Below are 26875 nucleotides of genomic sequence, written 5' to 3' on the forward strand. Positions count from 1 at the left end.
TAGGCAATGGGAAATCTAAATTCTGCTAATTAGGCTCAGGACTCATTCTTTGAGGTAGAAGAACCTGTCCCGCAGCGCAGGCGATCACTAGTTGCCCGGATGCCTGCTGGCCAGCCGTGTCCGCTATCAGCACATCACCATCCAGAATCCCGCGCGCGGCGAACGTCGCGCCACGTACGCGAACCGGGTAACGGCTGGGCCTACGCAGATCCAGCACTTCGGATAGGTCAATCGGTCCCTCAATCGCGTCCGCTGCGGGCGATGCGAATCCTGTCGTTCTGTCTCCTGCATATCCTGTCATGCACTGCCTCCATAATGAGAACATAAAGAGAACATTGAGTGTGAGGCAGTCAAGATCAAAGTGATATCTAAGCGCAAAGGGATCTACCCAACGCATCCCTGCTGGAAGGCAAGCGTCAGTTTACAATGGAGGCGTAACTCATTGATATTAAATGGCTCGTTTTTGAAGGCTTTTCCATTCTAACGTATTGTTATGATTGGATTATTCCCCTTCCCTTAGCTCCACCACCCGCCTTTATAACCCACTGATTAAATTGAAGAAAATTGTAAAGAGTGAACACTTTTTACACAAATTTTTCACACCTCCCGCTCTGCGTCTTATCAGGAGTATCTGCCATTCACTAGCAACACCTCCCCGACGAACGGGCAAGCGCTTATAGTCTAAAGAGATAGAAGCCTGAGGAGGATCATCTGATGAAAATTAGCGCACGTAACCAGATTACCGGTAAAATTGTCGCCATTCAGCCAGGGGCCACAACCTCTCATATCAGTCTGGAACTGCCGGGCGGGACGGTCATGATGGCATCCATCACCAATGAAGCCGTGGCAGATCTCGGCCTGAAAATTGGCCAGCAGGCGACAGCACTCATCAAGGCATCTGATGTCATGATTGGTGTTGAATAAACACCTGAATGTTTTTTGACGTCTATCAGCGGCATGTCCCCTCAGGGCCTGCCGCTTTTTTTTCAGGCCAGTTATTGGTCTTTTAAAATCCTGTTTTCAAAGTTGCCTGAAAGACCATCCCGGATTGCGCCGACCAGCAGGCGCCAGCGGCGCACCATTTTAACGGGGTGCTGAAAGTGGTAGAGGACGCCGCGCGGGGTGCGACACAGGACTTTTATAAACAGAAACAGAACCATATTGAGATTATAAATCAGCCTACAATTTCTACTGTTTTGCTCAATAAAAACGCGGTTCCGCAAAGCGAAATAGGGACGAATTATGCCTTGCTGCTCCTGTAGCCAGGGATGAAGGCAAGAAGGGGTCTGTGTCCAGGATTGCTCAAGGTCCCTTAGAACGCTGTCGCGACACATCCACAGCGCCCCTCCGTTACGGGTTATGCGTAATGTATAGTCATAATCATCAAAATAGAGAAAAAAACGTGCATCCGGCAGGCCAATATGCTGCACCCAGTCTTTATGAAACCATAAGCCGCCATAGGCGCCCATTTCCATAGCGCGGCATTCCAGCCCGTCCTTCTTCCAGAGTGCGACCGTTTTTTTCTGAAAAGGAGCCTGAACGGAAAAGCCAAAAAAGGAATTGGGCTGAATGGCGTTGGGTTTGTTGTTTTCAACAAGCTTGATGTAGGTGCGCTTGTCCTGACGAAAGCTGGCCAGACAGCAGGAGGGTTTTCCACCCATAAGCCGCCATGTGCGGGCGAGAGCTTTGAGTGCGTCAGGATGGGGAACGGTGTCATCATCCAGCGCCCAGATATGTTGGGTTTGCGCTCTTTGTGCTGCGGCGGCAAATCCTGCGGCAAACCCTTCCGCCGATCCCCCATTGCGCTCCAGCCGAACAGTCGTCACCTGCTCTGCGCCCCATATGCCCACGCTGGCTTTCAGGTTTTCTGCAACTGCGGGGGCTGTTCCGTTATCCACCAGAACCAGGTGCCCGACACCGGCCTGAAACGCCGCATGCAGAACCTGCTCAACAAAAGCAACCCGATTGCCATAGGTCACAACCACAGCGCAGGTTCCGTTCAGGATCGCCTGTTCTGTGAGGGTTTCTGAATGTGTCACGCTTTTTCCATCGCAGTTGATTGGAGACGCATTACAATAATGCTTTTTTTAGACTAGGGAGCGCCAGAATACGGGTCCGGCATCGCATAAGGTCCTTATCGGCCTGATGCCGCACTGGTGCCCAGCGTAAATCCTGCTCGCTCAGATAAGGGGCGACACAACGGATCGCGCCTGAGCGGATCAGGGCGCGATGCCAGTGTGTGAAGTTGGCCCCACTTCCCAGGATCCCTCGCGTGATGAGCCAATAGCGAAGAGGCCGGAGTCCCAGAGCGTCCACCCCCTGCTGCAATCGGGACATGAGCGTCTGGCGCTGCGGCAAAGGAAACAGCCAGACCGGCGCACAGCTACGCCAGGCCTCTGCCAGCATGGATGCACTATCGGCAGTCACCACAAATCGGTTGCCAGTTTTCAGAAAGCTGCCGAACACATCTTCACCGGGCTGGAAGACATGCAGGATGGCACCGTATGTCTTCACCTGTTCCTGCATCCATGCCACCGCTTCAGGCGGTGTTCGCGGACTGGTGAGGATGTGCAGTGCTTCCTGATTGGCATGCGCCAGTTTGCGGGCAAAAATTAACAGACGGCGGGTTTCCGCAAGCCCCATCCGGAAGTGGCGGGACGGGCCGCCATACATCACAATGGTGCCCGCATGGCGCTGGCATTCCGTGCTCTCAGGTTTTGGTGCGAGCGATGCCCCGTTAAAGGGCCACAAGACTCTCAGAACATTCGGCCCCGGAGGATAATCATCCTGCGGCAGCGGAATAATCAGATCCAGATCCTTGGCGGGAACATGGCTAGGGCGGCCGATATGCACCACCAATGGCCTTACGGCGCAGGACGCCCGTAACGCACACGCCGCCTGCACCGCATTCCCAAAAGACAGAATAAGACGCAGCCCTGCGGTCTCTGGCCACTGGGCTGGCGACGAAAAAGCCGGACCGAGCAGCACTGTCCGGAAGGGGAGCCCCAGCGCCTGCGCCAGCGTCCGACACTGTGCCTGTTCTCCGACCCGCCCTGTATCCAGAATCCAGACTGGCTCGGATAAAACTGATCGGCTCAGGTCACACCTCCGGCTTTTCGCGCTCTGGCTCCCGAACAGGTCTCAGGCTTCGGGTTTGCCCTCAAATGATTTGTTGCGGTTCATAATAAGGTAAGGACCGAGACGTGTCAGCAGAATGGCCAGCTCGCTTAAGAGGGTTGCAAATCCCGCACCGGTCATACCCCATGCGCTGGCCAGCACATAAAGCAACGGGAGCGAGAAACACATCGTCACCATGCGGCCGATCAGAATCTGATGCGCCTTGTTCAGAGACACCAGTAGCGGCTCAAGCGGTACGTCCCACAGGTCCAGAATGGCGGTCACGGTCATCAGCAAAAGCAGCGTGCGGGTGCCTGTCCACGGGACAGTCAGCAGCAGATGCAGCAGCCACGGCCCGACGAACGTAGCCACAACCAGCACCACAGCGGAAAAAATCGCCAGCGCCTGCAAAATACGGTTGGTGACCTGACGGATGGAGGCCCAGTCCCGTTTATCCCGCAATGCCACCAGTTCCGGATACAGAGCTGGCGTGAGCATCTGCGCCGGGCGCGCCATGCCGTCGGAAATCTGCCATGTCACATTGTAAATGGCGGCGTTTTCCGGCCCTAAAACCGCGCCGACAATCAGCACCGTCAGGCGGGAGCCCAGACGTCCGAGCGCCTGATCCAGACTGGTGGAAAAGGTAAAGCGCCAGATCCCTTTAATCGGGCTGAGCCACGGCACATTGACCAGCCGAAACCCTTTCAGCTTGTCAGAACGCGCCATGACCCAGAAGGCCAGTCCATAATCCAGCACAAACGCTACAGCCGTGGAGCAGTACCAAAGCAGCAGAAAAGCCGGCAGCGTCCAGTGCAGGAAAAACCCTGTCACGCACCCTACGAATTTGACGACAGAACTGGCTGTATCCGCCAGAACCGCCAGTTCATACCGGTTGGCCAGCCGCAGGACACCCATGGCGCAGCCCGTGTTCATGAACAGGATGACGGTCATATACCACAGCGGAATATGCCCATAGGCGGCCGCCCAACCGGAAAGATGCGCCAGCCAGATACTGGAGAAAAGCGCTACGGCCAGCCCCATGAGCGCGCCAAGCGCATCCAGCATGGTGCAATGGCGGAAGAGAGTCTGAAACGGTTTTTTCTCGGCAGCTTTGTAAAGAGAGGTGCCGTATTGCAGTAAAGGTTGCCAGGCCTGAAAGCGTGTCGCCACCGCGCAGGACATGACGAAGGAACTCATCAGCAGCAGGATGCCGTAATCCTCCAGCCCGAGCGTACGGACGGCCAGAGCGGTGCTGGCCAGCGCAAGCACGGCCATGGCGCCTCTGCCTGTCAGCAGATAGCCCGTGTTCCGAAACACCCGTCTGAATAACGCCTTGATCTGACTATTCATCAGCCTTCACGCTTCCTTCTCCCGCCTGAAATAGCCTGCGCACGGCACATCATGCCGGGCCGTGTTTAGAAGCCATGCGGCGGAAATAGCAAATCGTCGCGTTTTGGTGTGCCGTCTGTTCAGGAAGCATCCCTGTTCACACTCCCGTGAAAAGGATGAAAAAGACCTCATATTTCTGTGTGCAGGGTTGCACCCTTCTGGCTTTTGCTCACACTCGTTTCTGCGCGGCCAGCCTCCCTCTGGCTCTTTTGCCAGAACAGGAGGCCGCCTGATACATGACCCATTAACGGAGAGTTCTCATGGCCTGGACCACACCGAAAATCACCGAAATCCCGCTTGGCGCTGAAATCAACAGCTACGTTTGCGGCCAGAAGAAATAAGCCTTTCTGCCGCCAGCGCGACCTGCATCAGGTTCGCGCTGGCGGCATTTTTGTTTTAAAAAGCCGCGTATGCTTGATCTTCTTGTTCTAGGCGCTGCCGCAGGTGGCGGCTTTCCTCAGTGGAACTCCAACGCCCCCGGTTGCCAGCGCGCCCGCGCCGGAGACCCAAACGCCCCGGCCCGCACGCAGGCGTCCCTCGCCGTCAGCGGGGATGGTGAGCACTGGTTTATCCTCAATGCCTCGCCCGATCTGCGCGCGCAGATCAACCAGACCCCTGCCCTGCACCCCAAAGACGGTTTGCGTTCTACCCCCATTGCCGGTGTGGTGCTGACGAGTGGCGAGATTGACGCCATTACCGGGCTGCTGACCATGCGGGAACGGCAGGCTTACGGACTCTATGCCACCGCCTCTGTTCTGGCCCAGCTGGACGCCAACCCGATTTTTGATGCGCTGGACCGCACATTGGTGCCACGTCAGACCATGGTGCTTGATCAGCCGCTCTCTCTAATGCCCGGCAATCTGAGCATCACGCCATTTTCCGTCCCCGGTAAAGTCCCGCTTTATGCTGAGCGTGGGGAAAACCCGGCTGAGATCATGAATAACGGAGAAACCATTGGGCTGGACATGACGGATGGCCAGCATCGCGCTCTCTTTATTCCCGGCTGCGCCATGATGACCGATGCCCTGCGTGACCGCCTGAACGGGGCCGATGTGGTATTTTTTGACGGCACGCTCTGGACGGACGACGAGATGGTCCGCGCCGGACTTGGAGCCAAGACAGGCCGCCGTATGGGCCATATGTCCATTGCGGATGAGCCGGATGGTACGATTGCCGCCTTCCGCCCGCTGAACGTAGGCCGCAAGGTGCTCATCCACATCAACAATTCCAACCCCATTCTGTTAGCCGACACGCCTGAACGCAGGCAGGTTGAAGAGGCAGGCTGGGATGTCGCCTATGATGGCATGAGGATAACACTATGACAGACCGGCTGCTTTCCCCCGACGAACTGGAAGCTGCCTTACGGGCTATTGGTGCGGAACGGTATCACAACCTGCACCCTTTCCACCGTGCCTTGCATGATGGAAAGCTGAACAAGGGGCAGGTGCAGGCCTGGGCTCTGAACCGCTATTATTATCAGGCCAGCATTCCCACCAAGGACGCCACACTGCTTGCCCGCCTGCCCACCGCAGAGCTGCGGCGGGAATGGCGGCGGCGGCTGATTGACCATGACGGCACTGAACCCGGCACAGGCGGCGTAGCCCGCTGGCTGAAGCTGACCGATGGTTTGGGGCTTGACCGTGCGTATGTGGAATCGCTGGACGGCCTGCTCCCCGGTACGCGCTTTGCCGTGGAAGCTTATGTGCATTTTGTGCGAGACCGCTCCATTCTGGAGGCCATTGCGTCCTCTCTGACAGAGCTGTTCTCCCCCACCATCATCAGTGAACGTGTGTCCGGCATGCTACGGAACTATGCGTTTATTACGGAAGAAACGCTGGCCTATTTCGCCCCGCGCCTGACGCAGGCCCCGCAGGATTCGGCCTTTGCGCTGGCTTATGTGAAGGAACATGCCCGCACTGTGGCCGAACAGCAGGCCGTGCTTGGCGCGCTCAAGTTCAAATGCGGCGTTCTGTGGTCCATGCTGGATGCGCTGGATTACGCCTATGTCACACCCGCCCGCATTCCGCCGGGGGCTTTCCGTCCGGCTGAGGATGCAGCATGACAGCCGCCACCCTTCTGGCGGAAACCTGTATGCCGCGCTTTGCCCGTGGCACACGGCTGCAATATGACCGCGTGCGGGAACAGTGGTTTGTGCAGGCACCAGAGCGTGCGTTTCTGGCCGATGCCGTTGCGGCAGAAATTCTGCAACTGGTGAACGGAAAACGCTCTCTGGCGAAGATTATTGACCAGCTTGCAGACAAGTTTTCTGCCCCGCGTGATGTCATTGCACAGGATGTTTTGAGCATGACGCAGGAACTGGCCGACAAGCAGGTTCTGCTGCTGGCATGACCCGTTCTGCCATGATCAAAGCCCCGCCCCCCATGAGCCTGCTGGCAGAGCTGACGCATCGCTGCCCGCTGCAATGCCCCTATTGCTCCAACCCGCTCCGGCTGGACCCGCGTGCAGGCGAACTGGATACCGCAACATGGATGCGTGTGCTGGATGAAGCGGCGGCCATGGGCGTGTTGCAGGTGCATTTTTCCGGGGGGGAACCCATGGCCCGGCCTGATCTGGCTGATCTGGTCCGTCATGCGGTATCTCTGGGGCTTTATACCAATCTGATTACCTCCGGCGTGCTGCTGAACCGTGACAGTCTGAAAGTGCTTTCTGACGCCGGGCTGGACCACATCCAACTCTCTTTTCAGGATGCGGACGCGCAGGAAGGCGAGCGGATTGGCGGCATGGCAGGCGCTCAGGCCAAAAAGCTGGAAGCGGCTCGCCTGATTGTAGAAGACGGTTTACCGCTAACACTGAATTTTGTGATCCATCGGCAAAATGCAGAACGTGTTCCGGCCATGCTGGATCTGGCCGAGAAACTTGGCGCACGCCGGGTCGAAATTGCGCATACGCAGTATTATGGCTGGGGCCTGCTCAACAGGGACGCCCTCCTGCCGGATCGTGCGCAATTAGAAGCGACGGAACAGGCTGTTGAGGCTGCACGCACCCGGTTTGGCAACCGACTTGCGGTTGATTTTGTAACCCCGGATTATTACGCCGAACGGCCCAAACCCTGCATGGGCGGGTGGGGGCAGCGTTTCCTCAATATTTCGCCCTCCGGCAAAGTGCTGCCATGCCATGCGGCGGAAAGCATTCCGGGGCTGACCTTCCCCTCCGTCGCAGAAGACTCGCTTGAAGCCATCTGGCAGGACTCGCCGCTGTTCAACCTGTATCGCGGCACGGACTGGATGCCCCAGCCGTGCCAGAGTTGTGCCTTTAAAGAAGATGACTGGGGCGGATGCCGCTGTCAGGCTCTGGCATTGGCCGGACAAGCCAACGCGACGGACCCAGTCTGCCACCGCGCCCCGGCGCATGATCGGATTGAGCAGGCAATTGCAGAGCGCCCTGCAACACCACCAGCGTTTCGTTACCGCCGCTATAGTAATACGGTTTAAAAGGCTTTCCCCAAGTCGTAGATTGTCCATGTTTTGGTAAACAAGAAGCAGTATGATTTGGGGTGTCCCTTTTATACTGCGAGGCGGCTTTTAATGCGCAGACTCAGTCTTTTATCGCTCCTGATGACCTGTTGCGGGGCGTACTTCTCCCCAGCATACGCCCAGACATCGCAGCCTGAAAATATAGAAGTGCATGCCACGCGCACAGTACAAGTTCAGACCTACCGCGCCGTCGCGCGCGTCTTCAACCGCTTTAACGCATTCCCTGAACAAGACCGGGCCAATCTTTCGCTCCATGTGCTAGGACGGCTCCAGCCCGAGGATGCGCCGCTAAAAGCCTCCGGCCTGCACCTGCAAACCCAAAACGGCCCCATCCCGCTATTCAATGCGGATAATGATGAACTGACTGTGCCGCTGACGAAGGCCCTATGGGCCGAAAACCCGCCTTTAATGGCCAACCTGACTGCAAATGAATTTATCGGTTTCACCTTCCAGATTGCCGTCGCAACGCCTCAGCCGGACCAGTTCACAGATGCCGAAGCCCGCCATTGGCTAAAGCAACTCAATAACTGCATGGAAGATGTCGTGGGGGTGGTTGTCGCCTTTATGCTGCCGGATGCGCATCGGCTTATTGTTTCGGTCGCCCCGCATAGCCGACTGGAGGCCGTCAAGAATGACCAGTCCCAGCTTCTTCTGGATAACCAGAGCGATACGCCGCAAACCTTTGTATTCAGACCGCAGGACTACCCGCGTGATACGCTCTTCCGCAGCACTAGGGCGTTCAGTCAGGTCCTCATAAAAATCCCGCTTGATCCCCATGCAAGCATGAAGCGGAAAGCGTGAGCCCCTGCAAAAAACTAAAAGGCTCTCTGAGACACGGTTGCGGACAAGAAAGCTGAAGACTCCCTGCCCGCAAAACCTTGATTAGTGCCGGTTGGCGCGTACCAGACCGGAAACAAACTGCCACCCACGCCCGACATCACGAATGACGCGCGCAATGGCAGGAGCCGTGGTGGGGCGCAACAGCCGCGGGTCATAGCCCGCAAAGCGCCTATCATCTTCTTCCAGACACAGATCCATAAATTCCGGCAGGTTCAGATCAACATTGGCAATATCTTTTGCGCCGGTGACCGTGAAGTTGTTGTCCTGCGTATGGACCTCGCCTTTATCATCCACAGAGGTGGCAATGCTCATGCGTTCATAGGCAAGGAATGCCCAGACCGCCCAGACCTTCATCTCAAAGAACGGACGACGCCACCAGGGCATAACCGCCCGGTACCAGGCCAGCCAATTGGCGAACAGCAGAATGTGGCGACACTCTTCCTGCATGACCGGCTCAAACGTATCAATTAGTTCCGGCGGGAAGAAGCCGGAACGCTGGGCCAGTTCAAACAGACCAAACGCAAAGAAGCTATCTACGCACTCGGAGAACCCGGTGACGAGATAGGCCCATTCGACGTCTTTTGGCTCAATATACGGCGGTTCCGGCGCCATCTTGATGCCATAGGCCTCAACCAGCTTGGACAGAACTTCCTTATGCCGGTTTTCTTCCCACGCATTGCGGGAAATGGCGTCCTTAATATCCGGATCTGTCACCAGACGGGCGTAAGCTGCCATACGCAGGCGGGCTTTACCCTCAGTCTGCACTGCAATATCCCAGATCGGCAGGGAAGTGATGCGGTGCAGCGTTTCCGGGTCCAGCTTCGGCCAGTCAATGACGGAAGGCCGATACGGATTGAAGGTTTCGCGGAACATCGCCGCAATTGCCTTCTTATGCGCGTCAGACCCCGGCTTCAGCGGGCCTTTAACAGGGCTGAGCCAGTGCCGGGCTTTATAATCGGCCTCAACCACAGCCTCATTATCGGGCGGCGGGGGCAGATCATCCACACTGTCTGGCAGGCGGGAATAGATATCGCTGAGAGAACCCATGGCAGGAACCCGTTTACTGGGGGCGCTACGCCACCCGCCCCTGCCACAGCAGAAGCGGGCCACGCAGGGCCCGGGACAACAAACTGACTCCTCTCCCTCCGCAGAAGGAGAGAAGCGCGGGTCTTCCGTTTAGTGAATGTCGGAAAGCTTCGAAATGATCTTTGTCACTAGACCATAGTCAATTGCTTCTTTGGCGGACATCCAGTGGTTGCGGTCCGTGTCCTTGACGATTTTTTCGTACGTCTGGCCGGTTTCCCGGGCGAACAGACGGTTCAGACGCTCACGCATCTTGATGATTTCGCGTGCTTCGATGTCGATATCCGTTGCCGGACCGCGCACACCGCCCATCGGCTGATGGAGCAGGAAGCGGGTGTTGGGCAAGCAGAAACGACGGTCTTTCTGGCCAGCCGCAAAAATCAACGCACCGGCAGAGGCCACCCAGCCTGTGCCGATCATGTTGACCGGAGCCACCGAATCGACAAAGCGGATCATGTCATGGATGGTGTCACCACTTTCCACGTGTCCGCCGGGAGAGTTCACATACACATCAATCGGCTTGTCCGACTCACCGGCCAGCGCCAGCAGACGCGCTGTGACGTCCCGGGCCACCTTATCGTTAATCCCGCCAAAAATCAGCACTTTGCGCTGTTTGAACAGCTTGTTCTCCAGCTCCCCTTCCGGGGCAGCCGGGGTTTTGGCGTCTTCTTTTTCCGGTGCGTCCGGGGACTCCGGGTTATCATCATCCAGCCGGATAGGATCGCAGGGGGAAATGCCCGTCATGCCAGTCTCCGCATGTTCTGTGTCTCTGTTCATGTCTCTTATCCTGCTCTGCCTGCGCGCCCATGCCAAGGGGCAATCATGCGAGGGTGATCCCCTATCTCGCCACAACGGCCCGAAGAGGGTAGAGTGCCCCCTGTTTTTCACCCTGCCAGCGGAGCAACCGTCACGTCATGCAGCAAGCGTGCCCAGAACAGGACCGGCCTTTCCGGCACCGTGTTTACATGGCTTTTCAGTCCGGCAGCCCTTTTCGGTCCGGGTTACTGGTGGCGACAGGCGTGCTTTGCCTGACAGGATGCAGCCATAAAGACCCCGTCGATACGACGTTTGAGTGGATGCAGCATATGCGTGGCGGGGTGATTGCCGCACAGCGGCCACCGCCGCCCGGTATTTATGACCCCTACCCCCATGTGGGCCTGACGCCGACCACAACGCCGGAGGTCCCCTCCCCTCAGGCACGGTCTCTGATCACGCAACAGCTGATCCGTGACCGAAACCTGATGTACCGCACAGTGGCGGCCAACGGTACCCTGATGCCCGAAATCCCGCCACCACCCGGCGCTGCTGCATCAGCCACACCAAAAGCCGGTACGGCACCGCAGGCAGGAAACGGCGCTCCGCAACCCGCGACACTCCCTGAAGGCACAGCCGGGGCTATTATGGATGCCGCAGATGCGCCGCCCCAGCAGACTGCGGCCACAGCTGCCTCTGCCGGGAAAAGCGCTCAGTCCGCCATTCCGTCTGCCCCCTCACCTGACGCCGGCGCTCTGACCAAAACCGGGAAAAAGACCGAAGCCAGCAAGCAGGACGCCGAAGTCGCCATGCCGGAAGTCGGGCTGCCTGAGGTGAAATCCACCGCGCAGACGCCCCCCACTCCGGCCAGCGCCATTCCGCAAATTCCGGCAGGGCCGCCCACGCCGCCGTCTTTCCCCGGGTTTGATGTTCCGTCAGACGCCTATGTGCCGGATGCCGTTCGCCCCAATTATGATCTGTCCGACGCCAAAGGCACGGCGATTCATTGCGTGCCGCAGTCCGACCAGATTTCCTCCGGGCAGGATGACGCGTTTGCAAAGCTGGTCGCCAAAACACCGCATGGGCCGTTCTATGTGCGGGGCTTTGGGTCTGCTGCCTCACTTGACCCGCAGGATCAGGCTGACGCCGTGCAGCTTGGACTGCTGCGCGCCCAGAATATTGCCAAAAAGCTGATCAGCCTGAACGTGCCCGCCTCCGCCATTCACATCCGGGGGGATGCATTTGGCATGGGCGCACGCATTGCCACGACGCCCTGATCCCCTTCTCCGTCCTGCCGGTGGGATAATCTCATAGTTGAGAACAGATTATCCCATTGGGGCGGTTGCCTGTTCCATTTCTGCCATTACTATGTTTTTCCCCCGTAATCGTGCGGGGCCTGACCCCTTTCCTAACAAGGGCATTTGAAGTCCATGACCGAAGAATTCCATCGCATCCGTCGCCTGCCGCCTTATGTTTTTGCCTCTGTCAATCAGGCCAAAGCGGCAGCCCGAGCGCGGGGCGAGGATATTATTGACCTCGGCATGGGCAACCCGGACAGTCCCACCCCGCCGCATATTGTGCAGAAACTGGTTGAAACTGTTCAAAACCCGCGGGCGCACGGTTATTCCGTCAGTAAAGGTATTCCGGGCCTGCGTAAGGCTCTGGCCGGATATTATGAGCGCCGCTTTAACGTGAAGCTCAACCCGGATACCGAAGTGATCGCGACACTGGGGTCCAAGGAAGGGCTGGCTAATCTGGCCTCTGCCATTACCAGCCCGGGTGACACCATTCTGGTACCAAACCCGTCCTACCCCATTCATCAGTTCGGCTTTATTATTGCCGGAGCCTCTGTGCGCTCCATTCCCGCCACGCCGGATGACACCATGCTGCGAGCACTGGAGCGGGCTGTGCGCCATTCCGTGCCCAAACCGACAGCCCTGATTGTCAACTTCCCGTCCAACCCCACGGCCTATCTGGCGGATCTGGATTTCTATAAGGAACTGGTAGCGTTTGCCCGGCGGGAAGAAATCTTCATCCTGTCTGACCTTGCTTATGCGGAAATCTACTTCGGGGACCTCGTGCCGCCCTCCATTCTGGCGGTGCCGGGTGCCAAGGATATTGCGGTCGAGTTCACATCGCTCTCCAAAACCTACTGCATGGCCGGCTGGCGTATGGGGTTTGCGGCAGGCAATGAGCGGCTGATTGCCGCCCTTACCCGCATTAAATCCTATCTGGATTATGGGGCTTTTACGCCCATTCAGGTTGCAGCCGTGGCGGCTCTGAACGGCCCGCAGGACTGCGTCGCCGATATCCGTGCCCTGTATAAAGATCGGCGAGATGTGCTGATCCGTGGCCTGCATGCCGGGGGCTGGGATGTGCCCTCACCAGAAGGTTCCATGTTTGCATGGGCCCCCATCCCCGAACCATTCCGGGAACTGGGTAGCGTCGAATTTTCCAAACTTCTGCTGAAAGAAGCTGGTGTGGCCGTGGCCCCCGGCCTTGGGTTTGGTGAGCATGGGGAAGGCTATGTGCGGATCGGGCTGGTGGAAAACACCCAGCGTCTGCGTCAGGCCACCCGTGCCATTCGTGGTTTTCTTTCAGCCCATGGCGTAAAAGCGCCTCCTTCTTCTGCCAGCAAGCCGGAGCCTGTTGAATCGTGACGTCTTCTCCCTCCACTTCCCCCCTTCGTCTTGGTCTCGCTGGTCTCGGCACCGTTGGCGCTGGTGTTATCCGGCTGCTGAACACCAATGCGGATCTGGTCACAGCCCGTGCGGGCCGCCCGCTGAAAGTCACCGCCGTCAGCGCCCGCGACCGCACGCGGGACCGTGGGGTCGATCTGTCCGGCATGCGCTGGTACGATAACGCCACCGATCTGGTCGCCGACCCGGACGTAGACGTGGTGGTCGAACTGATTGGTGGTTCAGAAGGCACTGCGCGCGCCGTGGTGGAAGCCGCCCTTGCTGCCGGAAAGCCGGTGGTGACCGCCAACAAGGCTCTGCTTGCCATTCATGGGCCGGCTCTTGCCCGACTGAGTGCTGAAAAATCTGCACCGCTGCTGTTTGAAGCCGCCGTTGCGGGCGGTATTCCTGCCATTAAAATGGTGCGTGAAGGCCTGGCGGCAGACCGTCTGCTGCGGATTGGCGGCATTCTGAACGGCACCTGCAACTATATCCTGACCGTGATGCGGGAAACCGGGAAGGATTTCGGCACCGTTCTGGCCGATGCGCAGCAGCTGGGTTATGCGGAAGCAGATCCCTCCACCGATATTGACGGTCTGGACGCTGCCCACAAGCTGACCATTCTGGCTGGCCTGGCCTTTGGGCAGCCGGTGGCGTTTGAATCGCTGCATGTGGAAGGTATCCGCCGCATTGGCGCGCTGGACCTCACCTTTGCCCGCACGCTGGGCTATCGCATCAAACTGCTGGGCATGGCCCGCATGGGCGATGCCGGACTTGAAGCCCGCGTAACCCCCTGCCTTGTGCCGGAAAATGCCCCCATCGCGCAGGTGGATGGCGTGTTTAACGCCGTCGTCGCAGAAGGCGCTTTTGCTGGCCGCCTGATGATTGAAGGCCGTGGCGCGGGGGCTGGCCCCACCGCCAGTGCTGTTGCGGCTGACCTTATTGATATTGCCCGCGGACATACCATCCCTGTTTGGGGTGTGCAGGCCACAGATACGCCTCCTTTGCAGGCTAACCCGGTTTCTGCAGGCACTGGTGCGTTCTATCTGCGTTTACTCGTGGAAGATCGACCCGGTGTGATTGCGGACATCACGGCTGTCCTGCGTGATTGCGGCGTTTCTCTCCGCAGCATGTTGCAGCACACGCCGGAGCAGAATGATGCCGATCCTTATGTACCACTGGTACTGGTGACGCATCAGACGTCTGAAGCCGCCATGCAGGATGCTGTCGCGCGGATTGATGGCCTGGATGTGGTGACGGATACGCCGGTGATGATCCGGATTGAAACGGACTGAGCGTCTTATAAAAGCCCAGCCCTGGCCTTAAACAGAGAGGATTATCTCTAGAATGTCTGACGCGATTGAGCCGATTCCGAGTTTTGTGGTTTCTGACCGCAATCTGGCCCTTGAACTGGTCCGTGTAACAGAAGCCGCTGCTCTGGCCTCTGCCCACTGGACAGGCCGTGGCAAGAAAAACGACGCTGACGGTGCTGCTGTTGAAGCCATGCGCACGGCGTTTGATACCGTGGCTATTGATGGCACCGTCGTGATCGGCGAAGGCGAGATGGACGAAGCGCCGATGCTGTATATCGGCGAGAAAGTCGGCTCTGGCGGCCCGGCCATGGATATTGCCGTGGACCCGCTGGAAGGCACCAATCTGTGCGCCAAGGACATGCCCAACGCCATTACTGTTGTGGCACTGGCCGAAAAGGGCAACTTCCTGCACGCACCCGATGTGTACATGGACAAAATCGTAGTCGGCCCCGGCCTGCCCGAAGGCGTGGTGGACCTTGATTCCTCCATTGAAAACAACCTGCGCAATCTGGCCAAAGCCAAGGGTAAAGCAATCCGGGACCTCGTTCTCTGCACGCTGGACCGTGAACGGCATGAAGAACTGATTGCCAAAGCGCGCGAAGCGGGCGCTCGTGTTCGCCTGCTGACTGACGGGGATGTGGCCGGGGCGATTGCCGCGTGTCTGGATACCAGTCAGGTTGATATTTACGCAGGCTCAGGCGGTGCGCCGGAAGGCGTTCTGGCGGCTGCGGCAATCCGCTGCGTCAACGGCCAGATGCAGAGCCGCCTACTGTTTGAAGATGACAGCCAGCGCGAGCGCGCCCAGAAAATGAACCCCGGCAAAAACCCGGACCGCAAGCTTGGCCTGCATGATCTGGCCGCTGGCTCCGTGCTGTTCTCCGCCACGGGTGTAACGTCCGGCACGCTGCTGAAGGGCATCCATCAGTATCCGAACCATGCCGTCACGCATTCTCTGGTCATGCGTTCCAAGTCCGGCACGGTGCGGTTTATTGAAGGCTATCACAACTTCAAAACCAAAACCTGGACCCCGCAATAAGGCGCTCACCCACCAGAATGAACGTTTTATTGCCTGAGAAAATGGACACATTCCCCCCCATGCCAGAGGCCCGCGCGGCCCTTGGCGTGGAAAGCAGCCTGACAGGCCGCCGATGGGTCTGGCGGGACGGGGCGGAAGACCCCGCCCTGCTCCGCATGGGGGCGGCCATTGCCCAGCGGGCAGGCCTTCCGGAAATTGTCGGGCGGCTTTTAGCCCTGCGCGGCATTCCTCTGGAACAGGCTGCCCATTTTCTCGACCCGAAACTCCGCGCCCTGCTTCCTAACCCATCCAGCTTGCAGGATATGGATAAAGCCGCTGCCCGCATGGCGCAGGCGGTCCAGCAGGGTGAGACCATCGGGATTTTCGGGGATTATGACGTGGATGGTGCGTGTGCCTCCGCCATCCTCTCCTCGTTTTTTGAAGAACTCGGCTGCACTGTTCACACACATATTCCCGACCGCATGACGGAGGGCTACGGCCCGAACGTGCCGGCTCTGGAAGGGCTTGTGGCGCAGGGAGCCTCACTGATTATTTGCGTAGACTGCGGCACGGCTGCCGGGTCTGTTCTGGGGGAACTGGCTGGTAAGGCCGACCTGATTGTTCTCGACCACCATAAATCCGAAGATGCCCTGCCCCCTATTCTGGCGACGGTAAACCCGAACCGGCCAGACTGTGCCTCGGGCCTTGGGCATGTCTGCGCCGCAGCTCTCGCGTTTCTGGCGGCCGTTGCCACCAGCCGGAACCTCCGCACTGCGGGGTGGTTTCATGACGCGCAGCCCGCACCGGACCTGATGCGCCAGCTTGATCTGGTTGCCCTTGCCACCGTGTGCGATGTGATGCCGCTGCATGGGCTAAACCGTGCCTTTGTGACGCAGGGCCTGAAAATCATGGCGCGTCGCCAGCGCACCGGCCTGAACGCGCTTATGGAAATTGCCGGTGTGACCAAAGCACCGGATGCCTTTACCTGTGGCTTTGCGCTTGGGCCGCGCATTAATGCGGGTGGCCGTATTGCCGAAGCCGGACTGGGGCTGACCCTGCTCCGTAGCACAGACGCGCATGACGCCCGCACTATGGCGGAGCGTCTGGACGCGGTGAACCGTCGCCGTCAGGGCGTGGAAGCTGAAATTCTGGACCGCGCTATGGCACAGGCAGCCGAACAGCGGGAAGCAGGCCACCCGGTTATTCTGCTGACTGGCAAAGACTGGCACCCCGGCGTGGTCGGCATTGTGGCTGGCCGCATCAAGGAACAGTTTAACCGCCCTGCGCTAGTGGGTGCGGAACAGGAAGACGGCTCCATTAAAGGTTCCGGGCGCTCTGTGCCGGGGCTTGATCTGGGCACTGTGATTATTGCAGCGCGTCAGGCCGGTTTGCTGACCAGCGGTGGTGGCCACGCCATGGCCGCAGGTTTCTCTCTGCCTGCGGAAAATATTGAGCGCTTCCACTCGTTTCTGGATGAACGGCTGGCCGATGCCGCAGTCCTGCCGGATACGGTGGATGTTGCGCTGGATGTCGCACTGTCTGTCTCGGGTGCAACGGTTGAACTCGCAGAAAATCTTGCCATGCTCGCGCCCTTTGGCGCGGGCAATGCGGAGCCGCTCATTGCAATCTCCAATGCACAGATCATCCGCTCAGACCGGATTGGCCGGGATGGCAACACCCTGCGCCTGCTTTTGAAAGGGCAGGATGGTGGCCGCCTGAAAGCCCTTCTGTTTCGTGCTAATGATAATCCTCTGGCTATTGGGCTGGAAGACAGCACGCGTCCTCCGGTCCATCTGGCGGGCTATCTGCGTTCGGAAACATGGAACGGACGGACGGACGCGACCTTCTTCATTCAGGATGCTGCCCGCGCCTGACGGGAGAGCTTCCTTCCTGATAGTTTTTTAGGTTCGCTGATATTTTTCCGTCAGACACCAGTACAGATGGTTGCGCACAGCGGGCCATTCTGCCGCCGTCACGCTATACACGCAGGTATCGCGCAGTGAGCCATCGGGAAGCCGCTGATGGCAGCGTAAAATACCATCCAGTCTGGCCCCCAGCCGCTCAATGGCCCGGCGGCTGCGCTGATTGAGGTAATGCGTGCGGAACTCCACTGCCAGACAGCCCAGCGCTTCAAACGCATAGGAGAGCAGAAGCATCTTGGCTTCCGTATTGACGGCTGTTCTCTGCACACACGCCGCATACCATGTGGAGCCAATTTCCACGCGCGGGCCGGCCTTATCGATATTCATGAAGGTCGTCATACCGACGATGCGGTTATCCGGCAGGCTGACCACCGTATAAGGCAGCATGGTGCCGCGCTGCTGCAAATCCAGACGGCGCTCAACCTCAGCCTGCATGGCCTCCGGTTTTGGCACCGAGGTGCACCAGACTTTCCATTGCTCTCCATCCTGCACAGCTTGCCGCAGCCCCTCCACATGAGTGAGGGACAGGGGCACAAGCTGAACATGCTGGCCGGTCAGGCCAACAGGAGCGTCGGGGAAGGTACGTCGTGTCGTCATAGGAACTCAGGAGGGCCTTAGCCCTCCTTTGCTGCTCCGCGACGAGCTTCGACTTCTTTCTTCATCGCGGCCTGAACTTTTTCAAACGCCCGTACTTCAATCTGGCGCACGCGCTCACGCGAGATACCATACTGATGCGCCAGATCTTCCAGCGTAGACGGCTCATCCGTCAGGCGACGTTCCGTAAAGATGTGCCGCTCACGCTCGTTCAGAGAACTCATGGCATTGGCAAGCAGGGCTTTACGACCAGAAAGCTCTTCGTTTTCCGCGTAGGTTTCTTCCTGATTGACCTGATCATCCACCAGACGATCCTGCCACTCATTATCCTGATCAGCCCGCATGGGGGCGTTCAGGCTGTGGTCGGGCGCGGCCATACGGCGGTTCATGCTCACCACGTCCTGCTCGGACACGCCAAGCGTGGTGGCAATCTTGTTCACCTGTTCGGGCTGAAGATCACCATCATCAATCGCCTGCATCTGCCCTTTCAGGCGGCGCAGGTTGAAGAACAGTTTCTTCTGAGCCGCAGTGGTGCCCATTTTAACCAGAGACCAGCTATGCAGAATGTATTCCTGAATAGCCGCACGGATCCACCACATGGCGTAGGTTGCCAGACGGAAGCCCTTGTCCGGGTCAAACCGGCGCACGGCCTGCATCATGCCGATATTGCCCTCACTGATGAGTTCATTCACCGGCAGGCCATAGCCCCGGTAACCCATAGCGATTTTTGCAACCAGCCGCAGGTGAGATGTCACCAGTTTGTGCGCGGCCTTTACATCGCCCTTGTCCTTCCACAAATGGGAAAGACGAAGTTCTTCTTCCGGAGTGAGAAGGGGATATTTGCGGATATCCTGAAGATATCTTGAAAGATTATTTTCAGGACCAACATTGATGACAGATGAGACCATCGACTGAGCACTCCTCTTAACTGGAAAGCTCCCTGCAGCGCCTCAGGTTCCGTGAAAATCTGATAAGCGTTGCGTAGAGTTAGGCAAGTTTCCGGTTAACAAGCGGATAAAAATTATGTCCTCTTCCCTCGCCCCCCGAATGGGCAGCGCGAAGGAAAAAACACCCGGTCCGACGGCCTTGCGGACATGTCGGAAAGGACGTTGACGGTGCGCCGGAATTACATTTCTGTCAAGAAAATCCCCGCAAACCCGCAGTTTGCTTAGGGCATGACTGCTTTCTGCCTTTCAGGCGAAGAGGCAGACTCGGAACCGGGCGGAAAGGACTGGCATAGTGCCTTTGACGCATGCAGCCCCGGAAAGTTCCCCGTGGGGCGTTTAAAAACGCATCCGGTTTGATAAAGTCAGGCGATCACCGCTTTCTTTGGATTAAGCCCCAGTGCTTCACCCAGAGCCAGCATGTCCTCGGGCATCGGGGCTTCAAACAGCATCTGCTCCCCATTACGAGGGTGAGTAAAACCCAGACGCGCCGCATGCAGGGCCTGCCGGGGGAAATCGAGTGCCGCCGCCCGCGCCGTGGAGGAAAGGGCTTTGGCCGCTGCCGGAATACGCCGCAGATAAACCGGGTCGCCCATCAGCGGGTGACCATTCGCCGCAAAATGCACCCGGATCTGATGCGTGCGCCCCGTAGCCAGACGGCATTGCACCAACGCCGCGCCCATCTCAAAGGCCTGCAAGGTGCGGTAGCGGGTGAGCGCCCATTTGCCACCATGGGTAACAATGGTCATGCGTTTGCGGTCGCGCTTATCCCGCCCAATGTCACCTTCATACTCCCCTTCCGCTGGCTGCGGGCAGCCCCAGCAAAAGGCCAGATAGGCCCGGTCTATCCGTCGGGCGGCAAAATCGGCCGAGAGTGCGAGATGCGCCTGTTCCGTTTTGGCCGCTACCATCAGGCCGGATGTATCCTTGTCCAGCCGGTGCACGATGCCGGGCCGCCGCTCTCCGCCAATGCCTTTCAGGCTTTCCCCGCAATGGGCAATCAGGCCATTCACCAGCGTGCCGGTCTCGTTCCCCGGGGCGGGATGCACCACAAGGCCTGCCGGCTTATTGAGCACAATCAGATCCGCATCTTCATACAGAACGTCAAATTCCACGCGCTCGCCTTGCGGCACAGCAGGTGTGGCGGGGGGAATGGTCAGAACGTAAGTCATACCCGCCCGCACGGTCTCGGCGGGTTCTGTGATAGGGGCGGCATTGCCTGCCAGATACCCCTCTTCAATCAGCGCCTTGACGCGTGAGCGAGACAGCGAACCGGACTGGGCCGCCACAAAACGATCCACACGGTCTCCGGCATGCTCCTCGGCAGCAATAAAAACCAGAGACGTGCCAGAAAGAGTCCCGGCAGGCGTTGAGTCGAGCTGAGGCGTGCCGGTTTGCGTCAAAACTGTTCTACTTTTTTCAGGCGGGGCGGAAAGCGCGAGTAAAAGCCTTTTATCCTCTGTGTCGTCAAGAACGCAGCAGTGCAGTTCGTGCAGTGCGTATGGTTTTATCATACCGCAACGGGTGCTACGCAGGTGGCATGATACCCCTCCGCCCTTCTGGCCCCTCTCAGCCTTCCGGCACGCCGTCTCTGGCGCAGATCAGAGCCGCCTATCAGGCGTTGCTGGCTCGCCGGCTGAGTATTCTGGCCGTTCTGGGCGGCGCTATTTGCCTTTCTGTACTGCTGGATTTCTCGCTGGGGCCCGCCGGACTTTCCCCCGCACAGCTTATCCATACGCTCCTGCACCCTTCCACTGTGCCTGCCAGCCAGCGGATTATCGTCTGGCAGATCCGTCTGCCTTACGCGCTGATGGCGGTCTGTGTGGGAGCGGCCCTCGGGCTTTCCGGTGCTGAAATGCAGACCATTCTGGCCAATCCGCTGGCTAGTCCGTTTACGCTGGGCGTCTCGGCGGCTGCGGCCTTCGGGGCATCGCTTGCCCTCGTATTAGGGCTACATCTTCCGGGGCTGCCTGATACCTGGCTGATTGCGGGCAATGCGTTTGTCTGCGCCATTGGCTCGGTTTTTCTGCTCGATGTGGTCGGGCATTTGCGCCATGCGCGTACCAGCACGGTGGTGCTGTTTGGCATTGCGCTGGTCTTCACATTTCAGGCGCTGGTGTCCCTCATGCAGTTTATGGCTAGTGAGGATGCGTTGCAGGATCTGGTGTTCTGGACCATGGGCAGCCTGACACGCACCACATGGCCCAAACTTGGCCTGCTGGCGGCAATGGGCGCACTTGTCGTGCCGTTCTCTTTCCGGGCGGCATGGAGCCTGACCACCCTGCGCATGGGGGAAGAACGCGCAGCCAGTCTGGGTGTGAATGTGCCGCGCGTGCGCCGGGGCGCGTTGTTACGGGTCAGCCTGCTCTCCGCTCTTGCGGTCTCATTTGTGGGCATTATTGGATTTGTCGGACTCGTGGCACCACATATTGCCCGGAGGTTGCTGGGGGAAGATCACCGCTTCTATCTGCCGGGCAGCATGCTGGCGGGCGCGTTGATTCTCTCACTGTCCTCTGTAACAGCCCGCATACTGATCCCCGGTGTGATTATTCCTACGGGCATTGTCACGGCACTGGTGGGTATTCCGGTTTTCCTCAGCATCGTATTGCGGCAGCGCGGCTTATCATGACGTCGGCCCTCTCTCCTCAGACGGGCTTAAGCGCCACGCATGTCACGGTGCAGTATGGCAGGCGCATCGTGTTGCAGGACGTGACCGCTGGCCCCTTTAGGCCCGGCTCGGTCTGCGCTCTGCTGGGACCGAATGGCAGCGGCAAATCCACCCTGATGCGTGCCATGGCCGGACTGGTACCCTCCTCCGCCTGTGTCACGCTAAATGGTGCTGAACTGTCCGGTATGAGCCTGACAGACCGCACTGCGCGCTGCCTGTATCTGCCACAGGCACTGCCTGCTGCGGTGCATCTCCCGGTTCTGGAAGCCCTGATAGCGGCCCGTAAGACGGCTGACCGTGCCCGCGTTCTTTCGGCCTCTGACGCGCCGGAAGAAGACGCCATTCAGTCTGCGCTGGAAAGCCTCACCCTGTTCGGTATTCCGCAGCTCGCCATGCAGGCTATGGACGAACTCTCCGGCGGTCAGCGGCAACTCGTCGGGCTGGCGCAGGCACTCAGCCGTAAGCCAGACGCTCTGCTCCTGGATGAACCCCTCAGCGCGCTGGACCTGCACCACCAGTTTGCCGTGATGGATATTTTGCGTCGGGAAAGTACTGCCCATCAGCTTGTCACCGTGCTGGTCCTGCATGATCTGAACATTGCCCTGAACATGACGGATTTTGTGACGGTGCTACATGACGGCCAGATGGTTGCCTCCGGCCCGCCTGCTGCGGTGCTGACCCCTGACCTGCTGCGCGAGGTTTATCGCGTCCACGCCCGTGTGGAAGAAGGCGCGGACGGCAGGAAATTTGTCAGCGTGAACGGGATTGCATGAGGCCGTTACCTCAGGTTCCACAAAACGTATAACGCACCCGCTCACTGGCCTGTGCCGGGCGAGCATAGGCCTCTTTGCCCGGTTGGTCGTCATATGGATGGGTGCAAACGGCGAGCAAGTCTTCAAACGGCGCGAAATCACCCTCTTCCACCCCCGCCTTGATCATAGCTTCCACCAGATGATTGCGGGGGATAAAGGCCGGGTTGACCTGCTTCATGGCGTCTACGCGGGTTGAGACGGAAACTTCCCCCTCCTGCGCCAGACGTTGGTGCCAGCGGTCCAGCCACGCCCCAAACCCAGCGAGGGACTCTGGCACAGTCTCCCCGCTTATCGCGCCTTCGGAGCTGAGAGCACGAAAGGTTTGTGTAAAGTCCGCTTCTTGTACCTGCATCGTCTCCAGCAAGCTACGCAGCAGGCCAGTATCCTCTGGCTGCACTGTGGTCAGCCCCAGCTTCGCCCGCAGACCAGCCAGATAAGTTTCCTGAAACCGCCCTTCAAACGTAGCGAGGGCCTGTTGCGCAACGGGCACGGCCTGTTCTTCATCATCCGCCAGTAACGGCAGGAGCGCTTCTGCCAGACGGGTCAGGTTCCACAGGGCCATACTGGGCTGATTGCCGTACGCGTAGCGGCCGCGTTCATCAATAAAGCTGAACACCGTAGAGGTGTCATACTGCTCCATGAAGGCGCAGGGGCCGTAATCAATCGTCTCGCCAGAGATAGCCATGTTGTCGGTATTCATCACGCCGTGGATGAAGCCTTTGAGCATCCACTGCGCGACCAGATCAGCCTGTGCCGCAATCACCTGCTCCAGCAGGGACAGATAAGGAGCCGGAGTCTGGGCTGCATCGGGATAATGGCGGGCTATGGCGTAATCAGCCAGTAGCCGCAGACCCGTAAGGTCCTGACGCGCTGCAAAAAACTGGAACGTCCCTACCCGGATATGGCTGGCGGCCACGCGGGTCATCACAGCACCCGGCAGAGGGGTTTCACGCATTACCTGCTCGCCGGTTACGACTGCGGCCAGAGCGCGGGTTGTGGGGATCCCCATCGCGGCCATGGCCTCGCTCACCACATATTCCCGCAGCACGGGGCCGAGTGCGGCGCGCCCGTCACCCCGGCGCGAATAGGCGGTGCGGCCAGAGCCTTTCAGCTGAATTTCACGCACGTGCCCGCTGGCGTCCGTCACATCCCCCAGTAGCAGCGCCCGGCCATCCCCCAGCTGCGGCACAAAATGCCCGAACTGATGCCCGGCATAGGCCAGCGCAAGCGGCTGCACCCCGGGCGGCATATGAGAACCGGAGAGCATGGCAACACCTTCCGGTCCGGAAAGCCAGGCCGGATCCAGCCCCAGAGATTTGGCGAGCGGCACATTCAGTTTGATCAGCTGAGGTGCCGTCACCGGCGAGAGAGCCGCAGAGGCGTAAAAATGGTCAGGCAACTGGCTGTAGGTTTGCCGCAGGGAAAAGGAGGTCATGCAAAGGCCCTTCATGGTCACAGCCAGTGGGGAAAAATCCGGGTCTGGCGCGCAGGAAACAGCCAGACCGCAAGCGTGAAGCTGATATGGGGACGATGGCCCTGCTCTGGCAACACACTTATGATCATGTTATTTAACCGCCACCATCGCAACAAACCCTGTCAATGCAGGCACAGACACACTGCACAGCAGGCCGCGGAGACGCCAGACGTTATGAGCACCCCTACCAAGACCGCTTTCCAGATTACGCCAAAAGCCGACCGGGTCTCCCCGGAAGAGCGGGCCGTCCTGCTTGCCAACCCCGGTTTTGGCCGCGTCTTTTCCGAACATATGGCCGTTGTCACCTACACGGAAGGCAAGGGCTGGCACACGCCGCAAATCCTGCCCCGCGGGCCGCTGACGCTGGACCCGGCTGCCTCTGTCCTGCACTACGCGCAGGAAATTTTTGAAGGCATGAAGGCTTACCGCGCCCCCAATGGTGAAGCCCTGCTGTTCCGCCCGGATGCCAACGCCCGCCGCTTCCGCCATTCTGCCGAACGTATGGCCATGGCACAGGTGCCGGAAGAGCTGTTTCTGGATGCCGTGACGCAGCTCGTCACCATCGACAAGGACTGGATTCCGGCGGCTGACGTTGGCACGCTGTATATCCGCCCCTTCATGATTGCGACGGAAGCTGCTCTGGGTGTAAAACCTGCTTCTGAGTTCAAATTTCTGGTGATTGCCTGCGCAGCCGGGGAATATTTCTCCAAAGATGCCGGTCCGGTGAGCGTGTGGGTGGAAGAACGCACGGTGCGCGCCTCCCGCGGTGGTACGGGTGAAGCCAAATGCGGTGGCAACTATGCAGCCAGCCTTACAGCCCAGATGGAAGCCAAGGACCATGGCTGCCATCAGGTGCTGTTCCTGGATGCGGTTGAGCGCAAATGGATTGAGGAAATGGGCGGCATGAACATCGTGATGGTGTTTGATGATGGCACCATCCTCACACCCCCGCTGGAAGGCACCATTCTGCGCGGCATTACGCGGGATTCCCTGCTGACGCTGGCGCGGGACAAAGGCCTGACGGTGCGTGAAGAACCCTATGCGATTGACCAGCTTTACGCCGATGCCAAATCCGGCCACCTGAAAGAAGTCTTTGCCTGTGGCACGGCTGCGGTTGTGACACCCATCGGCACGCTGAAAAGCGCTGAAGGCACCTGCGTGATCAATGAGGGCAAAACCGGCGAGGTCACCACGGCCCTTCGTAAAGCCCTGTGCGACATCCAGTATGGCCGCGCGGATGATGCGCATGACTGGGTGAAGCAGGTTTCCTGAATTTCCGCTTCTTAACTGCGCGTTTTTTAATCCCGCCCGGTACGTTTTGTCCGGGCGGGATTTTTCATGAGGGCGCGTCCTTCACTCTCTCCAATCGTCTAGGAACGAACGGGCATCCCTGTCCAGATTTTGCCACATAAAGCGAGCAACCTTTCAATAAGTCCAGCAGTTCCCACTCACGGGACATCGTGAGGATGCCATGCGACTTGTCAGTGCAATCAACAGGTTTGGCTGGGGTCAGCGAGAGGACACACTCGCAGAGGCGTCGCTCCATGACTGGCTTTCACGTCAGTTAGGCCAGCCTGATACAGCGGTCTTTAGAAATGTTGGGCCATGTTCGGAGGGTCTGATTGCCCTGCGGGAACAGCGCCGCACCAAAATGCAGGGCGACCCGCTGGTCACTCCAATTTTTCAGGCAGAAGTGGCCGCTCAACTGGATAACCTGCTTCTGACGGAACAGCCTTTCCGGGAACGGCTGGCGTGGTTCTGGCTCAACCATTTTACGGTCAGCCTTCGTCAGGGCAGCACAAAAGCCGTTCTTGGCGCGTATATGCGTGAAGCAATCCGCCCACATGTCACCGGCCGCTTTTCGGATATGCTTCTGGCCGTCATGCGGCATCCCGCCATGCTGATGTATCTGGACAATGCGTCTTCCATTGGCCCCAACAGCCCGGCGGGGCGCAAAAGCCATCATGGCCTGAACGAAAATCTCGCGCGGGAATGTCTGGAGCTGCACACGCTCTCTCCTGCCGCAGGCTATAGCCAGACAGACGTGACATCCTTCGCCGCGATCCTGACGGGCTGGAGTATCGACATGAAAGCCGAACAGCCCGGCTTTGTATTTCGGGAAAAAGCGCATGAACCGGGTGAGAAAACCGTCATGGGCCAGACATTTCCCGAAGGCGAGGACGGCGGCTTACAGGCTTTGCATTTTCTGGGCACTCATCCTGCAACGTACCGACATATAGCCACCCAGATGGTCGGACACTTTATTTCTGATACGCCTGCACAGCAGGATATCAGCCACATTGCCGCAGTTCTCCAAGATACCGAGGGAGACCTGCGGGAAGCGTCTCTGGCTCTTGCAACGCTGCACGATGCCAACCGGACAGGCAGCAAATTCCGCTCCCCCATGGACTATGCCACCGCCGTTCTCCGGGCCCTCTCATTCGGCGGAGAACCCAGTCAGCCAGCCGATCCGCACTCTCCCGCGCATGTGCTTTACGCAGCCTTCGCCTCTCTCGGCCAACCGTTATGGAAAGCCCCGTTACCCAATGGCTGGAGTGACAATGCTGCAGAATGGAGCGCGCCTGCGGACATGCTGGCCCGTACGGACTGGGCATGGAGAATGGCCGCCCATGCCCGGAATGCAGACCCGATGGAGATTGCCCATATCGCCCTTGGTCCGACGCTGCGCCCTCAGACAGAACTTGCCATGCATCACGCTGGCTCCCGTCAGGACGCGCTGGCCCTGCTTTTTTCTTCACCCGAATTCCAGAGGCGTTGA

26 protein-coding genes are annotated in these 26875 nt (G+C 58.8%); 16 read left to right on the plus strand and 10 right to left on the minus strand.

What is annotated here, in order from left to right; translation table 11 throughout:
- Positions 1-25 precede the first annotated feature (25 nt).
- Complete coding sequence (locus tag ACHQGU_RS12020) at positions 26-301, minus strand: hypothetical protein (protein ID WP_395495166.1); 276 nt, start codon at positions 299-301, stop codon at positions 26-28.
- A gap of 413 nt (positions 302-714) precedes the next feature.
- Here ACHQGU_RS12020 and ACHQGU_RS12025 point away from each other — a divergent pair, with 413 nt between their 5' ends.
- The gene (locus ACHQGU_RS12025; RefSeq protein WP_061505948.1) at positions 715-924 is read left to right on the plus strand and encodes a molybdopterin-binding protein; all 210 of its coding nucleotides are present in this window, start codon (positions 715-717) and stop codon (positions 922-924) included.
- Positions 925-995: 71 nt separating this feature from the next.
- On the opposite strand, the gene ACHQGU_RS12030 is transcribed toward ACHQGU_RS12025, so the two are convergent.
- From ACHQGU_RS12030 to ACHQGU_RS12040, 3 genes are all read right to left on the minus strand, one after another.
- Positions 996-2039: a glycosyltransferase gene (locus ACHQGU_RS12030; protein ID WP_395495167.1), complete on the minus strand. Its 1044-nt coding sequence runs from the start codon at positions 2037-2039 to the stop codon at positions 996-998.
- 31 nt (positions 2040-2070) lie between these two features.
- Positions 2071-2988: an ELM1/GtrOC1 family putative glycosyltransferase gene (locus ACHQGU_RS12035; RefSeq protein ID WP_395495168.1), complete on the minus strand. Its 918-nt coding sequence runs from the start codon at positions 2986-2988 to the stop codon at positions 2071-2073.
- Positions 2989-3141: 153 nt separating this feature from the next.
- Complete coding sequence (locus ACHQGU_RS12040; RefSeq protein WP_395496430.1) at positions 3142-4470, minus strand: lipopolysaccharide biosynthesis protein; 1329 nt, start codon at positions 4468-4470, stop codon at positions 3142-3144.
- A gap of 296 nt (positions 4471-4766) precedes the next feature.
- On the opposite strand from ACHQGU_RS12040, the gene pqqA reads away from it, so the two are divergent.
- The 6 genes from pqqA (at position 4767) to ACHQGU_RS12070 (ending at position 8801) form a co-directional block, all read left to right on the plus strand.
- A complete protein-coding gene (gene pqqA, locus ACHQGU_RS12045; RefSeq protein ID WP_043550231.1) occupies positions 4767-4847 on the plus strand; it encodes a pyrroloquinoline quinone precursor peptide PqqA in 81 nt (26 codons plus the stop codon).
- Positions 4848-4916: 69 nt separating this feature from the next.
- A complete protein-coding gene (gene pqqB, locus ACHQGU_RS12050) occupies positions 4917-5828 on the plus strand; it encodes a pyrroloquinoline quinone biosynthesis protein PqqB (RefSeq protein ID WP_395495169.1) in 912 nt (303 codons plus the stop codon).
- Positions 5825-6568, plus strand: a complete 744-nt coding sequence (gene pqqC / locus ACHQGU_RS12055; protein ID WP_395495170.1) for a pyrroloquinoline-quinone synthase PqqC — start codon at positions 5825-5827, stop codon at positions 6566-6568. The genes pqqB and pqqC overlap by 4 nt, the downstream gene beginning before the upstream one ends.
- Positions 6565-6855 carry a pyrroloquinoline quinone biosynthesis peptide chaperone PqqD gene (gene pqqD / locus ACHQGU_RS12060; protein WP_062141737.1) on the plus strand — a complete coding sequence of 97 codons (291 nt, stop codon included), beginning with the start codon at positions 6565-6567 and terminating at the stop codon, positions 6853-6855. Before pqqC ends, pqqD begins: the two co-directional genes overlap by 4 nt.
- An 11-nt stretch (positions 6856-6866) precedes the next feature.
- Positions 6867-7958, plus strand: coding sequence for a pyrroloquinoline quinone biosynthesis protein PqqE (gene pqqE, locus ACHQGU_RS12065; protein ID WP_395496431.1), 1092 nt, complete (start codon positions 6867-6869; stop codon positions 7956-7958).
- Positions 7959-8147: 189 nt separating this feature from the next.
- Positions 8148-8801, plus strand: coding sequence for a DUF2987 domain-containing protein (locus ACHQGU_RS12070; protein WP_395495171.1), 654 nt, complete (start codon positions 8148-8150; stop codon positions 8799-8801).
- Positions 8802-8882: 81 nt separating this feature from the next.
- Here ACHQGU_RS12070 and ACHQGU_RS12075 read toward each other — a convergent pair whose 3' ends face one another.
- Both ACHQGU_RS12075 and ACHQGU_RS12080 read right to left on the minus strand, forming a co-directional pair.
- Positions 8883-9887 carry a ferritin-like domain-containing protein gene (locus tag ACHQGU_RS12075; RefSeq protein ID WP_062249332.1) on the minus strand — a complete coding sequence of 335 codons (1005 nt, stop codon included), beginning with the start codon at positions 9885-9887 and terminating at the stop codon, positions 8883-8885.
- Between the two features lie 129 nt (positions 9888-10016).
- Entirely contained in the window at positions 10017-10700 is a 684-nt protein-coding gene (locus tag ACHQGU_RS12080) for an ATP-dependent Clp protease proteolytic subunit (protein WP_179193783.1), read from the minus strand.
- 188 nt (positions 10701-10888) lie between these two features.
- On the opposite strand from ACHQGU_RS12080, the gene ACHQGU_RS12085 reads away from it, so the two are divergent.
- The 5 genes from ACHQGU_RS12085 to recJ all read left to right on the plus strand — a co-directional run bounded on the left by ACHQGU_RS12085 (position 10889) and on the right by recJ (position 17556).
- Positions 10889-11953 (plus strand): hypothetical protein, encoded by a 1065-nt coding sequence (locus tag ACHQGU_RS12085; protein ID WP_395495172.1) that lies wholly within the window; start codon positions 10889-10891, stop codon positions 11951-11953.
- Between the two features lie 153 nt (positions 11954-12106).
- Positions 12107-13336: an LL-diaminopimelate aminotransferase gene (locus ACHQGU_RS12090; RefSeq protein ID WP_062141741.1), complete on the plus strand. Its 1230-nt coding sequence runs from the start codon at positions 12107-12109 to the stop codon at positions 13334-13336.
- Complete coding sequence (locus ACHQGU_RS12095; protein WP_395495173.1) at positions 13333-14649, plus strand: homoserine dehydrogenase; 1317 nt, start codon at positions 13333-13335, stop codon at positions 14647-14649. The genes ACHQGU_RS12090 and ACHQGU_RS12095 overlap by 4 nt, the downstream gene beginning before the upstream one ends.
- Positions 14650-14701: 52 nt before the next feature.
- Positions 14702-15703, plus strand: coding sequence for a class II fructose-bisphosphatase (glpX, locus tag ACHQGU_RS12100; protein WP_062249339.1), 1002 nt, complete (start codon positions 14702-14704; stop codon positions 15701-15703).
- A gap of 59 nt (positions 15704-15762) precedes the next feature.
- On the plus strand, positions 15763-17556 hold the full coding sequence (recJ, locus tag ACHQGU_RS12105) for a single-stranded-DNA-specific exonuclease RecJ (protein WP_395495174.1): 1794 nt from the start codon (positions 15763-15765) through the stop codon (positions 17554-17556).
- A gap of 27 nt (positions 17557-17583) precedes the next feature.
- On the opposite strand, the gene ACHQGU_RS12110 is transcribed toward recJ, so the two are convergent.
- From ACHQGU_RS12110 to ACHQGU_RS12120, 3 genes are all read right to left on the minus strand, one after another.
- Positions 17584-18201 (minus strand): GNAT family N-acetyltransferase, encoded by a 618-nt coding sequence (locus ACHQGU_RS12110; protein WP_395495175.1) that lies wholly within the window; start codon positions 18199-18201, stop codon positions 17584-17586.
- 17 nt (positions 18202-18218) lie between these two features.
- The gene (rpoH, locus tag ACHQGU_RS12115; protein ID WP_043550246.1) at positions 18219-19106 is read right to left on the minus strand and encodes an RNA polymerase sigma factor RpoH; all 888 of its coding nucleotides are present in this window, start codon (positions 19104-19106) and stop codon (positions 18219-18221) included.
- 401 nt (positions 19107-19507) lie between these two features.
- Positions 19508-20482, minus strand: a complete 975-nt coding sequence (locus ACHQGU_RS12120) for an RluA family pseudouridine synthase (RefSeq protein WP_395496432.1) — start codon at positions 20480-20482, stop codon at positions 19508-19510.
- Between the two features lie 200 nt (positions 20483-20682).
- On the opposite strand from ACHQGU_RS12120, the gene ACHQGU_RS12125 reads away from it, so the two are divergent.
- Positions 20683-21771 (plus strand): FecCD family ABC transporter permease, encoded by a 1089-nt coding sequence (locus ACHQGU_RS12125; RefSeq protein ID WP_395495176.1) that lies wholly within the window; start codon positions 20683-20685, stop codon positions 21769-21771.
- Positions 21768-22583, plus strand: coding sequence for an ABC transporter ATP-binding protein (locus ACHQGU_RS12130; protein WP_395495177.1), 816 nt, complete (start codon positions 21768-21770; stop codon positions 22581-22583). The genes ACHQGU_RS12125 and ACHQGU_RS12130 overlap by 4 nt, the downstream gene beginning before the upstream one ends.
- A 10-nt stretch (positions 22584-22593) precedes the next feature.
- Here the strand turns inward: ACHQGU_RS12130 and ACHQGU_RS12135 are convergent, their stop codons facing one another.
- A complete protein-coding gene (locus ACHQGU_RS12135; protein ID WP_395495178.1) occupies positions 22594-24057 on the minus strand; it encodes a YdiU family protein in 1464 nt (487 codons plus the stop codon).
- 213 nt (positions 24058-24270) lie between these two features.
- Between ACHQGU_RS12135 and ACHQGU_RS12140 the strand changes: the two genes are divergently transcribed.
- Together ACHQGU_RS12140 and ACHQGU_RS12145 are read left to right on the plus strand one after the other, a co-directional pair.
- The gene (locus ACHQGU_RS12140; RefSeq protein ID WP_395495179.1) at positions 24271-25368 is read left to right on the plus strand and encodes a branched-chain amino acid aminotransferase; all 1098 of its coding nucleotides are present in this window, start codon (positions 24271-24273) and stop codon (positions 25366-25368) included.
- 199 nt (positions 25369-25567) lie between these two features.
- On the plus strand, positions 25568-26875 hold the full coding sequence (locus ACHQGU_RS12145) for a DUF1800 family protein (protein ID WP_395495180.1): 1308 nt from the start codon (positions 25568-25570) through the stop codon (positions 26873-26875).

Source organism: Acetobacter sp. KSO5, assembly GCF_044094635.1.
Lineage (GTDB): Bacteria > Pseudomonadota > Alphaproteobacteria > Acetobacterales > Acetobacteraceae > Acetobacter > Acetobacter cerevisiae.